Origin of the sequence: Candidatus Erwinia haradaeae, from assembly GCF_900698925.1 — a bacterium.
Classification (GTDB): Bacteria; Pseudomonadota; Gammaproteobacteria; order Enterobacterales; family Enterobacteriaceae; genus Erwinia_E; species Erwinia_E haradaeae_I.
The window spans coordinates 373,131-389,985 of sequence record NZ_LR217713.1 but is presented as its reverse complement, the minus strand read 5'-3'; the positions used below and the strand labels follow the sequence as shown (position 1 = coordinate 389,985).

General features: G+C 28.8%; 6 protein-coding genes and 1 pseudogene. 5 read left to right on the top strand and 2 right to left on the bottom strand.

Annotated elements, in window-relative coordinates; translation table 11 throughout:
• Positions 1-689 precede the first annotated feature (689 nt).
• The 5 genes and pseudogenes from tamA to dapD all read left to right on the top strand — a co-directional run bounded on the left by tamA (position 690) and on the right by dapD (position 13,114).
• The gene (gene tamA, locus HACICURV3402_RS01115; RefSeq protein ID WP_157992526.1) at positions 690-2,435 is read left to right on the top strand and encodes an autotransporter assembly complex protein TamA; all 1,746 of its coding nucleotides are present in this window, start codon (positions 690-692) and stop codon (positions 2,433-2,435) included.
• Positions 2,432-6,250, top strand: coding sequence for an autotransporter assembly complex protein TamB (tamB, locus tag HACICURV3402_RS01110; protein ID WP_157992525.1), 3,819 nt, complete (start codon positions 2,432-2,434; stop codon positions 6,248-6,250). The genes tamA and tamB overlap by 4 nt, the downstream gene beginning before the upstream one ends.
• Positions 6,251-8,156: 1,906 nt before the next feature.
• Positions 8,157-9,153, top strand: a pseudogene (hemE, locus tag HACICURV3402_RS01105) (uroporphyrinogen decarboxylase); the annotation flags it as partial.
• A gap of 1,953 nt (positions 9,154-11,106) precedes the next feature.
• Complete coding sequence (gene infA / locus HACICURV3402_RS01100; RefSeq protein WP_157991919.1) at positions 11,107-11,325, top strand: translation initiation factor IF-1; 219 nt, start codon at positions 11,107-11,109, stop codon at positions 11,323-11,325.
• A gap of 964 nt (positions 11,326-12,289) precedes the next feature.
• On the top strand, positions 12,290-13,114 hold the full coding sequence (gene dapD / locus HACICURV3402_RS01095; RefSeq protein ID WP_157992524.1) for a 2,3,4,5-tetrahydropyridine-2,6-dicarboxylate N-succinyltransferase: 825 nt from the start codon (positions 12,290-12,292) through the stop codon (positions 13,112-13,114).
• A 979-nt stretch (positions 13,115-14,093) separates the two neighbouring features.
• Here the strand turns inward: dapD and murA are convergent.
• The gene (gene murA / locus HACICURV3402_RS01090) at positions 14,094-15,353 is read right to left on the bottom strand and encodes a UDP-N-acetylglucosamine 1-carboxyvinyltransferase (RefSeq protein ID WP_157992523.1); all 1,260 of its coding nucleotides are present in this window, start codon (positions 15,351-15,353) and stop codon (positions 14,094-14,096) included.
• 111 nt (positions 15,354-15,464) lie between these two features.
• Positions 15,465-15,710 carry a BolA family protein gene (locus HACICURV3402_RS01085; protein ID WP_408609264.1) on the bottom strand — a complete coding sequence of 82 codons (246 nt, stop codon included), beginning with the start codon at positions 15,708-15,710 and terminating at the stop codon, positions 15,465-15,467.
• Positions 15,711-16,855: the final 1,145 nt, after the last annotated feature.

The window sequence follows — 16,855 nt, the reverse complement described above, 5'->3', positions numbered from 1 at the left end:
CACATAACATAATGACATCTTCATTTTAAATGAAAAAACGAGAGGATATCACTAGTTCACTACTAAATCCATGAACACTTGATTTTTTCTAAAAAAACCCTATATAGAAAATCACTTCAATAAACTTTTCATTAAAATGATAACATAAATATCTTAAATTAAATCAATTTTTATTGAAAAACGTTAAACCAATTAAGAAAAAATACATTATTCTTTTTAAAAATAAATAACTAGAAGATCGGTTCTAAATTATAATTATATCTATGCCCAAGTTATCACCTATTTCTCAAAGAGAAATGAGACAACCTTGGAGAAAATCATATAATAAATTATAAAAAGCACTGTAACACCAAGAAAACTTATTCCGTTAGTATGGAACGATTTATTGAGATATCATATTTAATATCAAATATTATATAATATCGCTTTAATTATCTTAAAATAAATCTCTAATCTAAATTAGAGATCATTAAATAAAAACTATTTTATGTCATGCACTGCTTAATGTATACTACACAACACTTCTCATGGAATTACCTCTAAATAACAAATCTTAGATATCCCATCTACTCCAAAAACTGAAGAAAATTACATAATATCACCATATAGCTACATCATAATTATTTAGCTATATTTTGGACATAAATGAATCTCTTTAGAATTAAACGAAGATAGAATGAGGAGAAAGTGTGCTAAAAATCTATGTCTATTATCTATCCTTCCTACTAATGAACATCTATCCTGCATCTATTCACGCAAAATCAATCAATATTCATGTACTAGGATTATCTGGAGCTCTAAAAAAAAATGTTGAAGAACATTTATCAATAATTAAAATCCAAGAGGTAACTATAAATAATCGATTTTATAACCGTGTCCAAAAAATAGTTAAAGAAGCTACAAAAGTATTTGGGTATTATGAACCGAAAATTCAAATGCACCTTAATCAAACGAAACAAAATAGAAAAGAGCCTGTACTTATAATTCAAGTTATACCAGGAGAACCAGTGATTATTGCTGGAATCAGAGTAAAACTACACGGTGATGCACAAAAAGACCGTGATTATCTTAATCTTATCGCTTATCAACTACCCAAATTAGGTAGTACACTAAATCATGGAGAATATGAAAAATTTAAAAAATCTTTAAATAACTTAGCTTTAGAAAAAGGATATTTTAATGCTAATTACTACAGGAACCAACTAAAAGTATCAGTGCAAAAACACCAAGCATTCTGGGATATTGGCTATAATAGTGGAAAACGTTATCATTTTTCTAGAATAACCTTTACTGGTTCACAACTACTTAAACAATATTTACAAAATTTAGTACCATTTAAAGAGGGTACCTACTATACCTCACGCCATATGGCAGACCTAAGTCGTCGATTATCAGACACTGGCTGGTTTCATTCTGTAATTCTGATACCAACACTCGATGAATCCAATCAAGGCGCATTTTTACGATTACATGGCATCCTTACAGAACGAACCGAGAATACCTTCACTACTGGAATTGGCTCCTCAAGAAAGATTGGGATGCATATACGAACTATGTGGGACAAAAATATCATTAATAATCGAGGACATAGTTTTAAAACCATTGCTAATATTTCTTCTCCTGAATGTGAGCTAAGATTTTCCTATAAGATACCAATCCTCGAAAACCCACTAGAAAAATATTACTTATTACAAGGTAGCCTAAAACGCATTCATTGGAATGATATTAAGACAGATTCCTCTATTATAACAACATCACGATATTGGAATAGTTCTAACGGCTGGAAAAAAGCAATCAATTTACACTGGAGATTAGAACGATTTACTCAAGATGGCATCACAAATACAGCTATGTTAATGTACCCAGGTATCAGTGTTGACCGAACTAGCTCATACGGAGGTCTAATGCCCACACATGGTTATTCACAACATTATTCAATTGATTTTTCCGATATATCCTGGGGATCCTGTATAGATTTTTTAGTATTTAAAATAGAAAATTCATGGATTAAAACTATTAAAAAAAGAAATCGCTTGATTATACACACGGATTTTGGTTGGATTCAGACTCATCATTTTGAAAAAATTCCACCAGATATGCGCTTCTTTGCCGGAGGAAATCACAGTATACGTGGTTATAAATACAAGGGGCTATCCCCGCGCGATCATAATGGAAAAATTCTTGGCGCTTCAAAGATTGTAATAGGTTCTCTCGAACATCAATATAATATTAATGGAAAATGGTGGACCGCAGTCTTTATAGACATAGGTGAAGTCGTGCAGGAGTTTAAGCAGAAAAATATTAAAATCAGTGCTGGTTTTGGTATACGTTGGAATTCCCCTCTAGGTCCGATTAAACTTGATATTGCACGCCCAGTTAATGACAGAAACCATCATAGAATACAATCCTATATTGGTTTAGGACCGGAACTATGAAAACATGGAAACGAGGATTGATTTATATACTGATTTTCATACTGATTCTATTTTTTTTTATTATTTTTTTAATAACAACGACAAGTGGAGCTAAATTAGTCTTCTTTACGATAGAATACTACCTTCCATCTCTCAAAATCCAAACAGTTCAAGGCAGTGTAAGTGACCTAACACTAAAAGGTATTCACTATATAACACAAACTATAGATATTAATATAGACGAATTTCATACAGAATTATGCCTTACGTCTCTCTTGAAAAGAACATTGTATCTAAAAAATATAACAATAAAAAATGCACAAATAGTAGCCACTGAAACACCTCAATTATTCAGACTAAAGCCTTATCTAGAACAAAGTCATAAAAAAACTAAAATTAAATATTTTCACTCACTTCTCTTTAATCAACTTATTCTTTATAAGATTAATTTAATTATTAATAATACTGAGATTATAATAACAAATTTTACTGGAGGCGCCAGCTGGATCGAGAACAAATTTACACTTAGACCAACCTATATTAATGGATTAACAATCGTTCTACCAAAAATAAAAAAGAAAATACCTAACAACGAGAACGAACGACAACAGATTAAACATCTTAAAATTATTTTTCTATTATTTGATGACATATTAAAATCAATATTGAATAAACCTATTCTACCATCTATGTCGAAATTAACATTACCTTTTGCCATCGACATAGTAGAACTTATTTTTAAGAAAATAGAAATTATTGGAAAATATAATATATCTATAAATCATATTCTGACACAATTTCATACTAATTCTCAACATCTCTACCTCAAACAATTAAGAATTGATTCTCCTTACGGTATATTTAATTCTGAAGGTCAGATGAATCTCATCGATACCTGGCCACTAAAGTTCACATTCAATGGTAGTTTAACTACACCCTCTCTAAAAAATGAGAAAATCCAAATCATTATAAACGGAAATCTATATCGCTCAATCAAACTAATACTCAATTTATCTGGGCAAATCCAAGCAATTTTTCATTTACATGTTCAACTTGCTACTACTGGAATACCTTTTTATATGACATTAGCAAGCCCTAAGATATGTTGGCGCATGCATGATGCTAAAAAACTTCAAGCTAACAACATCCATTTGATCTGCAGAGGCACAGCTGTTGATTACGCCATTGCACTACAAACTAACTTATCAGGGGCTGATATTCCACCAACCTCACTAATCTTACAAGGAAAAGGACATGGTAAGCAATTTTTCTTAGATCAATTAAATTTAAGCTCCCCGTCAGGAACGATAAATGTAACAGGGTGGGTTAATTGGCAGGAAACTATTAACTGGCATAGTCAGTTAACCTTATCTAAACTTAATATAAAACATCAATATCCTACATTAAACACAAATATAATGGGTACATTAACCACTAATGGCCATTTCTATAAGAATAGCTGGAAAATAAAAACAATAGATCTACACCTAAACCTTAAAGGCCAAATACTAGATCAGCCATTAACACTAGATGGTTCTATATTAATAGATAAATCCAGCTTCTTGAATATGCAACATATTCAACTTCGTATTGGTAAAAACATTATTAACCTTCATGGATTTCTTTCTGAACAATTAGATCTTGATATAAAGATTGACGGTAAGAATTTACATGAGGTCTTACCTGAACTAAGTGGTAATATATATGGATCTTTTTATGTGAGAGGATCCCTACACAAAGCACAGTTATGTACAAAAATGACTATTAGAGCTCTGCAGTGGAAAAAAATATATATTGGTCACCTGAATCTCGATAGCATTCTCACCATAAGTGATACAATTCAAGGGCATATGAACCTTCTTATAGAAAACATAAAAAATAATAATACTATAATTCGATTATTTCAATTAAAAGCCACAGGAACTTCTACAGAACATGATCTTACTTGTAACCTACAAAACCAACTAATGTCTTGGAAGTTTTTTGTTCATGGCGCTTTGAACTTGTTAGACAAAACCTGGAAGGGAGTAGTGACACGCAGTATCTTTGCCACCCCAACAGGTGTGTGGAATTTAACCCAATCTATTACTGTTAATTATTTTTATCAGACAAATACATTCATGTTCCAACCTCACTTCTGGGATCACTTAACATCTAAGCTATGCATACCAACAATTACTAACATTGGACCATCTTTTTATATAAACATTGACATTAATCATTTTAATTTATCAATACTTAATGCGTTTATGGATAGAAAAAGAGAACTAAGAGGAGAACTAAATGGTTTTGCATCTTTAAGTTGGAATATAAATACAGGGTTTCCAGAGGGAAAGGTTTTTTTACAAGGGAAAAAAATTCAAATTGATTATAAATCTCATATAGAAAGCTCACCAATAATACTAGATAAGGTAATGATTAAGACTCAATTAAGCGATAACTATATGCATATACAATGGTTAATTCAATGTGCTAACAATCAAACAATAAAGGGAAATATTCAGATTTCTGATCTGAACGGATGCCGTAAACTATCTGGTACAATCGATACCGATCAAATATCAATAAAAATATTGAATCCAATATTCAATATCAATGAACAAATATCTGGAATCTTAAATATGCACGTCCATCTAAAAGGTAACTTAAATGCTCTAGAAATATTCGGGGATCTAAAAATAAAAAACATAATCTTAGATAGTCAAGACATACCCATTCAAATAAAAACAGCTAATATAGAAATACTCTTTAATGGTAAAAAATCTAGAATTAAAGGAATCATTCAAACCAAAAAAGGTGATCTAATTATACATGGATATTCTACCTGGAATAATCTCAATAATTGGTATATGCATGTTAAAATAAAAGGGGAAAATATCCATGTAACAATGCCATCCATATTATATATGAACATCTCCCCAGAAATTGTTCTCGAAAAAACGCGAAATTTAATAACTTTAACAGGTCATATCAATATACCGAGGGCACACTTTCTTATTCAAAATAAACCAAAAGACAGCATTAATGCCTCTTCTGATGAAATACTTTTAGATACAAACTTTCAACCGTTGACATCCCAATCCATTAGCATACCTATAACCAGTAATATTAATATCCATCTTGGCAATAATGTGACTCTTTCCGCGTATGGCTTACAAGCTGCAATAAATGGTGATTTAAAAATACTAAAAGATGAACATAACACAAGTCTCACTGGTCAAATTCATATTCCATCTGGCCGTTTCTATGCATATGCTCAAGACCTGAACATACGAAAGGGAGAGCTAAAATTTTCTAAATTCCTAGATCAACCATATCTATATATTGAAGCAATTCGTAATCCAAAAAAAACTAAAGATAACATAATAGCTGGAGTACGAGTAACAGGCCTGGCCAATGACCCTAAAATAGAGGTATTTTCTGAACCCAAACATACACAACAAGAAACTTTATCTTATTTATTACATGGACAAAAAATAAGCGCTATAAATCATGGGAATTATTCTCTAACCTCAATATTAGTAGACTTAGGGCTAGCTCAAAGCGAAAAAATTATAGATCAAATTGGGCGGAGCTTGAGACTTAGTAATCTTGCATTAGATACCATCGGAGTAGGCAGTCAACAAAAAATAGAAGTCAGTGCTAATGTGCTCCCGAATCTACAGATAAAATATGGTATTGGGGTGTTTGATCCATTATCAATATTCACAGTACGCTATCAACTCATGCCGACTCTCTATATCGAAGCAATGGCTAGTATGGACCAAGAAATGGATATGCTATACCAATTTAATCTTCAGACTGAAGATAACAATCAGGATACTCATCGTTATTAATTCATTCAACCATTCTATTTTAATAGACTTCTTAATACCTATTAAGCATTAAGTGAATCTAGTCTCTCTTTTCTTATTCAGAAATTTATTAACATTTAATAAGTCAATCTGACATTAATACATGAATACATTACAATATGTAATATATTATCTTTTTGTACAATTTTTAATATTATTGAATCTTCACGCTATATACCAATACGTTATTTGATGTACAAAACTAATCATTGTTCCGTTATAAAACCTATTGATTTAATGAATATTCTTATGCAACAAATCCATATAATTCATATCAATTGATTTGTATGGTAATAAAGTTTTTATATATCAAGTATCTTGATGAACCCTCAGTATTCATTAATAAATAAAATTATCACGTTCTTTAATTGAAAAAACAAATAAAAACCAGAAGAAAAAATGCAAATAATAATACTTATTATTATTAGAAATAATACAATTTTACAAAAAGATTTTTAATAAATAAAAATCCTACTATATTTATCTTTTATGTAATTAATAATATTTTAAGCTAAATGTTTAAATCAAAAAAATTTTATTAGAACTAATGATTATAAAATAAATGAATAATTCAAAGAATCTAGTTTTTAATAGAACACTATATATCAATAGGTAGTATTGATAAACTTCATGAAATATCATCCTTTTTTTTAAAAATGAAAACAATCTCTTATATGATGAAACGAATTCCATAGAAGAATTTGAAAAATAACAAATAAAAATTAATAACTGTCTTATTATCATTAATAGTAAAAATAGAACTTTCTGTAAAAACTATAGCTCAAGAACATTGCGCTTAACATGATATTTATAGGAAAGAGCTTTTTGAAATAAAATACAACATTCCACTTGTTTTATATATCTCTCAATCTTTGGTAAATTGCCTGAATAGATAATTATTGTCTTTGATTAAATTAATGTAATCAAAGACAATAATTATCCTACAAATGCAGAAATAAAAAATTTTTTAATGCACGCTTCTGTTATTATACCGTGATATAATCAGGTCGTCATAAATATATAGATTTAAGCCTGAATCTTACTCATATAATTTATTCATTAAATGGATATCAAAAAAAATGAATGTAAATCCATGTACACTAAATGCGTTCTATGAACCAAGAACAACCTTATTCTTATGGTAGAATATAATCAAAAAAATATCATACCATCATGTACATGTTATGAACCATATAGATATTATAATATAAGAATTAATTCCTCTCTTTTTTCTAAGAAGAAGAAATTAAATCAGTCAAACTTTTGTTACTCTATTTAACTAGCTTTACCCTGGACTCTAATAAGAGAAGATCTCTCTGCTTAATTTCATAATCAAATAACATTGACAACTCAATTAAATTAAAATTTTTATTTTAAAATCTTTAGTACAATTCTAAATTGTACTTTTTTTTCTAAATACCCTATGATGTAAGTCTAGAACCGTACTTCTTGATACTCTGGTTTTAACATAAGGTTCTATTTTTTATACTTCATGAATGAAATCAGATGTATCTATAACGTAAATAAATCATTTCCTATAGTTATATACTAAATCAAATTCCATTTCTTACATCAAAGAAATAAATGATTAACATAATTTTATCCTAGTTAAGAACTGTGAAACCTGCAACTAAACTGGAAACATAATCTTATATCCTATTATTATATTATATAATAATATCATACTATAATATAAATAGATTTTAATAAGCTCAAATAAAATACTTAAATACTTTTCTGTATACAGACTCTTAACTCATAAAAAATAATAGTTTAAATCTTTATTTATAGTAAAGATTGTTTTCTTTTAGTAAAAAAATGATATAACAAAAAATGAATTATTATAAATAATTCAGTATATTTATTTTTTTAAAAATAGAATCCAATAATGAGTAAATTGAAAAACGATCGTTATCTTCGTGCCTTGCTGCGCCAACCGGTTGATGTTACCCCCGTATGGATGATGCGTCAGGCGGGAAGATACCTACCAGAGTATAAAGCTATACGTGCTGTTTCTGGAAATTTTATGTTTTTATATAAAAATCCTGATCTTGCTTGCGACATAGCCTTACAACCATTACGACTCTACCCCTAGATGAAGTCATTCTTTTCTCTGACATCTTAACTCTTCCTAATGCGATGGGTCTTGATCTATATTTTACCGATCATGATGGACCCCATTTTTCTTATCCTATTGCAAATCGCTCTGATGTAGCAAAATTATTCATTCCTGACCCTGAACAAAATTTAGGATACGTCATAAATACCATTCGAGCTATTCGAAAAAATATGAATGGTGAAGTACCACTTATTGGTTTTTCTGGAAGCTCGTGGACACTAGCAGCCTATATGATTAAAGGTAGAAGTAGTACAGTATTTGCTAAAATAAAAAAATGATGTATTCAGAACCAAAAACTCTACATATCATGCTAGATAAATTAATACATAGCGTTATATTGTATCTCAATGCTCAAATCCTGTCCGGAGTTCAATCTTTGATTATCTTTGATACTTGGGACGGTCTCCTAACCGGAAGGGCTGACCAGGAATTTTCTCTTCAATACATGCATAAAATTATCGATGGCTTATTAAATGAAAACGAATACCGTCATGTACCTGTTACCTTATTTACAAAAGGAGGGGGTCAATGGTTAGAAGCAATGGCTAAAACTGGTTGCGATGCACTTAGTATCGACTGGACTACAAACCTAGCAGATGCCCGACTAAAAGTCGGAAATTAGGTTGCATTACAAGGAAATATGGATCCATCAATATGATATGCTTCCCCTATACGAATAGAGCAAGAAGTGAAAAACATTCTTGATGATTATGGATATGGAATAGGACATATATTTAATCTTGGTCACGGAATTCATCAGGATGTCTGACCAGAACATTGAGAAACATTTATTAAGGCTATGCACAAATTTTCACGCTCTTATCATCCTTTCTAACAACCAAAAATCATCTAATGGTAGCGTAAAAAGATATACACAACCTCTTATCATACTGTGTAAGTTCTCTTTAAGTAAAAATCAAATAGATCTTTATCCACCAATATAGACTTAAAGTCTATATTGGTGGATAGTTCATACAAAAAAAACTAAGAGAATATAACAATATTTACAATTATATATTTTATATAATATTTTTAATATTGAAGTGTTATTTAATTTATTCAATACAGACTACTATATATAAAAATATATATATATTTATATATATAAATATTCTATACTTTAATTAAATATTCAATAGAATCAGAAGATTGATATATGAACAATGTAAATTAATCAATAACTACTACACTATACAGTAATGTATAGAATAACGTTCTTTCTTCTTTAAGAAAGAAGAAATGTACAGACTGAAAAAGAAATATAATCTCTAAGAGATTTACATGATTTCGCCTATATTGACTAAATAATACTCAGTATTATATAACTATTCTTATGTAACTTAGAATAATTTTATTAAAAAAAATTGAATCTTCTAGATCAAAATATGATACCAATCATTATACATACCACTATGTAATTTAAATAGAAAAACTAGACATCGGTGTTTATCTAATATGAATATTCAAACTAGCTTTCTTCTGTTCTAAATAATGTATAGTCAAAATCATGCTTATCTTTCTTATCATCCAATAAACACAAAAAGATTTCTGAATATCCATCCTTGGTTAATAAGGACATAACTTATTAAGAAACCCTAGAACTATTTTTATAAAAATATAGATATCCTCTGTAATTATTTATAAATCTTGATTTTAACAGTACCATCATTAACTCTTTCTTGAATATAGCTAAAACTAATTTTAGAATTATAAATTCCATCCCTTTTTTACAGGCATCTTTTTTTATAAAGATCACCTAAATCTGTTCATATTTACTTCAAATATAGATATCCTCATATACACAATATATATAACTCTTATCTTCAATCTTATATAATATTTTATTATCAGTACATCACTAAATCTTGAATATAAATACTAGTACAATTTGTCTTAAAATATTTAATTTTAATAATACTGATACTCATAAAATACCTTAATGTGTAAGAGCCATAGAATAGATTTATATAAAATATATATCATAAATTAATATAAATTACTATTAGAATACCTGTATCGCATTGAGAATGGGACTTCAAAAATAATTAAGAACTATTTCTTTAAGAAGAATGATTACAAATCTTCAATAAATACTATATTTTAATATTTTATCATAAATCAATATGAATTAAATAATATTTTTTTGACTTTAATTATGAGAATAAACAACAATATCCCATCTGTTCATATAATACAATTATACATCAATAAACAATCTAATATTTTTGACAAATCCCGATTCTGATATAAAATGAATTTTGTTAAAAAATTAGTTACTAATGAGTCTTTTATTCTATAAAAATATTTACAATATAGTATATTCTATTTATTTTCTCTATCTCAGTATATTGGTTTTTTCTAGAATCTTTTTCACATACATAAGAACAATGAATAGATGATCTAAATATTTAAAAAAATTGTATGTTGGAATTATTCCAGTTATGTGAAATACTAAGATACAAAGCAAACATTAACATACCTAAAATACAAATATTCATAGGATAGAATCTAATATCAGCTACTATCAGCTACAATGAAACCTTCTATCTGTGTCTTGTATCATATTCATTAACAAATATATTTAACTTGATAATTGTAAGTTAAAAATAAAAAAAGAAAATAATCAATCAATGATTCTTAAGCATATTTATAGCAATATACAAACAGTTGATATAGATTTAATTACTTTACAAATTAAGGTATTTACCTAGAGGATTTGATGTCTAAAGAAGATAACATTGAAATGCAAGGTGTCGTATTAGACACGCTACCGAATACGATGTTTCGAATTGAATTAGAAAATGGTCATATAGTTACCGCACATATCTCAGGAAAAATGCGAAAAAATTATATTCGTATACTTACAGGTGATAAAGTCACTGTCGAGATAACTCCCTATGATCTCAGCAAAGGACGCGTCGTTTTTCGCAGCCGATGAAACATATAAAGCTAAGTAATTTTATATTAGATCAGATATAACAATAGAGATACTCGACCTCATCAAAAACATATAGAACAATAATTGAGTTATCTCTAATATTAAACGCTGCAAAGGTATATCTCTAGAGATAGACCATATACTTTTTGAAAAGTAGTTAAGCTACTATAAATTAGAGATATAATCTTACAATGACAACCACTAAAGTAATTTAATGTGAAAAAATGTTTTACTAAAAAAATTAAAAAAAATAAAAAAATACAGTATGGTTAAAAATAATCTTCTAGGCTATAATTTAATTTTCTATTCTAACAGATTTATCATTAATTCAAAAAAATAAAAATATAGAATACTTAATTAATTGATGATTTTTTCACATTCTACAATACCTAATACTGTAAATAACCTAAAATATATTAATCTCTCAACTAGAGAATTCTTATCTTAAATTTAATATTTAAAATGAGCATAAAAGAAAATTAATCTCAATTAAACAATGAATCTTACGAAAGAAAAAAGAATATCTTAATATAGAACTAAAATAAAGTAATTATGTTTCTATAAATTAAAACTAGAAATCAATAAAAATATACCCCTTTATATGAAGCGAGGATAATTGTACTTCTTATATATAAAAATTATTTATCTAATAAATAAGATTGCTTTAAAAATCCAAAAAATAACAGAGAGACTAATACAGTGTTATCAAAATCAGTAATATTTGTCTAAACTCGTTGATAGTGCTTATAAAAATACTACTTTTAAAAATAAAGAAGAACCTAACTTAAAAATTCTCCAAAAAATACCATCTACTAAATGTATAAAGACATTAAAATACATATTCAAAAAAACCATAATACATTTAATAATTAATTAGATTAAAAATCTATCATATAATTCAGTCATGTACTAATCAACTATCTCTTAACAATCACAACAAACACTTCAATCAGGTAGTATATTAATGAAACAACTAAAATCTATTATTGAGACCGCTTTTCAAAAACGATTAGAAATTACACCTAAGACTGTTGATAAAGAAACACATGAAGCAATCTGTTATGTCAGCTCCTTACTAGATAGTGGTGAATTACGCGTCGCTGAAAAGATCCAAAATCAATGGATTACCTATGATTGGGTGAAAAAAGCAATACTTCTTTCTTTTTGTATATATGAAAATCAAATTATATGTAACGGAGAAAATTATTACTATGATAAAATACCTATGAAATTTTCTAAATATTCTGATGAAGACTTTAAGAGAGGTGGTTTCCGGATTGTTCCTCCAGCCACAGTACGCTATGGTGCATATATTGCAAAAAATACTGTTCTGATGCCATCTTATATTAACTTTGGCGCATACATCGATGAAGGTACGGTCATAGATACCTGGTCCACCGTCGGATCTTGTGCACAAATTGGTAAAAATGTACACTTATCCGGTGGTGTTGGAATCGGAGGAGTGCTAGAACCAGAACAAGCAAATCCAACTATTATTGAAGATAATTGTTTTATTGGAGCGCGATCTGAGATTGTCGAAGGAGTAATTATAGAAGAAAATTCTGTTATTTCAATGGGAGTCTATATTGGACAAAGTACTAAAATTTATGATCGATCTAGTGGTCAAATCTATTTTGGACGAGTACCTGCAGGATCAGTGGTGGTGGCAGGAAGCCTTCCTTCTAAAGATGGACAATATAATATCAATTGTGCAGTAATCGTAAAACAAGTGGATAATAAAACATTATCAAAAACAAAAGCTAATTTACTACTACGTAATATCAATTAATTATATTTTATATATAAGATTCTATATCTTAGTATTTTAGATCAAATCTAATCTATTATATTATAATGATAACTACAATTGTCCATATTAAGAATCAAATCCACAACTTACATAAATACATCCAATGGTTGATATTAAAAATTCACAACCACTTGTTCTGTTAAAATATATGCATTATTAAAAGGATTTAAAAAAATAAAATCTATTATCTAAACCATTGAATCTAATTCCAATACATGTTCTAGACCTTTAATTCTATAAATGTATATATCGTATGATACCAAATACTATGTAGCTCATAACATCAAGATATTGCAATCAACACCTAAAGTCATAGATTACCTAAAATAACTATAGTGATATAGTAACCAAATCAAAAAAATAAATTATAAAGTTTAAATTGCAAACGATAATCAATTTTCTAGCACCAAACTTCTAGAGTTAAGTAAATATAGCTATTCTTTTTATATGAACAATATATTGCTATGAATAAATACTATATTCTTACTAAATATAGAAATTATAAACATATATCATTATCATGCATATCTAGTCACTTGGAATACATAAGATTATCATAGACTTATATTGAAAAAGCAAAAAAAATTCATACTAGATGCAATATAAAAATATAATATATACTATATCAATAACTCATATCTATTCTTACAAGCTATATCAAATACAGTATTTTATCTAAAAATAAAAACTGACTTATAAAGATCATATAGCTACAGAAAACTATAATAATAGAATGTACAAGTATTAGTATTCTTCCTATAAATAATAAATAGGGTTTTAGAAGATGTCGAAAACATAATAATTCTTAATATATAATATGATACTAGTAAATCTGGCATAGCATTCACCCTATCTAAGACTTTATTTAAAAATAATTATCCGAGATAGCAATTTAAATCCAATATGCATCTTGTATATTTATCCAAGCCTTCATATTAAATTGAAGACCTATTACCTTTTAACCACCTTTTATTCTCTTAATATTAGCCCCCAGCGCTATCAATTTATCCTCAATCATTTCATAACCCCGATCTATATGATCAATACGATCAACTAGAGTTATTCCTTCAGCAATGCATCCAGCAAGAACCAGACTTGCTGACATACGCAAATCAGTCGCCATAACGCAAGCACCTAAAAGCTTAGTAACACCATGACACATTAACGTATTTTTCTTAATTTGAGCTTGCACACCCATTTGGATTAATGGTGGCACATGCGTAAAGCGATTTTCAAAAATCGTCTCAGTAATTCTTCCAGACCCTTCAGCTATAAAGTTCAGAAGACTAAACTGCGCTTGAAGGTCAGTAGGGAAACCAGGGTGAGGCGCTGTACATAAATTAACTGCTTTAGGACGCTGACCATGCATGTTTAAACTGATCCAGTTCTTACCCTTCTTGATGTCAGCTCCAGTTTCATATAGTTTTTCTAAAACTATCTTTAATGTATCAGGCTGTACTTCACGACAGACAATTTTTCCACCAGAAATGGCCCCTGCCACTAGAAAAGTTCCTGTTTCAATCCGGTCAGGAATTACCTGATATATCCCGCCCCCCAACCTCTTAACACCTATAATCGTGATACAATGACTCCCTGCTCCTTCAATTCGTGCCCCTAACATATTGAGAAAATTAGCGGTATCAACAATTTCCGGTTCACGTGCAGCATTCTCAATAATAGTCACACCAATGGCTAAAGTTGCTGCACTCATAATAGTTATAGTCGCACCAACACTAACTTGATTCATAATAATGTGGCTACCTTTGAGGCGGCCATTAACAGAAGCTTTAAGACAACCTGCTTCCATCGTAATCTTAGCGCCTAATTTTTTCAGACCCATAAGATGTAGGTTGACTGGTCTGGCTCCAATAGCACAACCACCCGGTAGTGACACCTGCCCTTGACCAAATCGCGCAACTAAAGGACCTAAAACCCAAATTGAGGCTCGCATAGTAGTTACTAACTCATATGGAGCGCAATATATATTCACTTGACTAGCATCCAAACATATATAACCATTTTTTTTAGTCTGAACACCTAGTTCACTTAAGATCTGTATAGTTGTATCTATATCTTTTAACTTTGGAACATTATGAATTTCAATCGGATCTTCAGCAAGTAAACAAGCAAATAAAATGGGTAATGCAGCATTCTTAGCACCAGAGATAATAACCTCACCATTTAATTGGGTAGGACCTTGTATGCAAAATTTATCCATGGCCCATACCCTCTGGTTATGCAACACACCATGATTGTAAATATACGTAACTTAATACGTATGATTAAATATCATAAAAAAATTGAAAAAGTAAATCTCTTTTGATTCACACTAACGAATCCACTCTTCAGGAGTATAAGTTCTAATCGAAACAGAGTGAATCCTACTATCAGTGATATAAGTTATAAGTACCTGATAGACTATCTGTTGTTTCTTAACGCGACTCAGACCACTAAAGACATCACCAATTGCAATTACTTGAAAATGACTTCCATTATTACTAACATGGGCCTCTTTTAATTTTAACGTAGCTACTAATGTATCCTTTATGGTATTATTATCTATTATCAGATTCATTTTGCTACCCTATTGATAACACACAAAATGTTATTTTAATCTCATTAATTTTCCAAAAACATAACAAAGTTCATAATATCTAAAACTATAAATCAGAATTGAGCTAAAAAATAATCTTTACTGTAAAATTACATGTACATTTTGATAACAAAATTAGATACAAATCTATATACAATATAAATAATACATGTAATTTATAACCTTTCCTCTTCTTATCAGATCTACAATCTGAGATTGAGAATCACTCCGAATAATATCCCACATAAAAATTAATCTTAATTATAATAATCACTACCATCTTATTACTAAAAACTAATGATCTTACAACAAACGACACGTTATTTCTCTCTGAACCACCATTGCTTCAAAATAACTAATCTAAAAAATTCACAATATATTAAGATAAATCATATATTTAAAATATATGCTTAATACCAATCGTTCAGAAAAAGAATACTCAATATGACTTCAGTGTAGTATCATAAAATCTAAGTTACAATCTAACGCCATAACAAAACATTCTAACAGATCTGTGCATAGATTAAGCTTACTTAATATTTGTTCAGTAAAATATTTGATAATTGAATATATACAATATAGATTAATAATCTTTGATGATTCTCAATAATAAAATACAACACAATACGCTCTATCTCAATGTTTACAGACTTTTGCTCTTCTATACTAGCAAGTATTTTTAAACCAGATATATTTACATTTCAATCATTGTCCAGCCTAAAAACATATTTTTTAAAACCTCTTGATAGTTATAAGTAATATTTAACAAAAATAACTACTCATCTATCAGTGTTTAAAGTCCTGATCCTAAACCAATCCAATCTAACAAAAAGTGATGATTATGAAAACTTCTTACAACACCATTACACCAAATATTTTCATTTATAACCATAATTAGATATATCATATAATTTCTAAGAGAAATAATCAGTTAATTACAGAGATCTTGCCTTAATATAAAAAGAAAAATATTTTCATAATAAATCTAGACGTTATAAATAGCTAAAATATTACTATTACTAATGCATAGTTGCCACATATTATTTATAATATTTTTATTAAAATAAATGCTACATAATTTACTCAAAGAGACATTTTTTTAAAAAAGATAAAAAACTACCTGATAC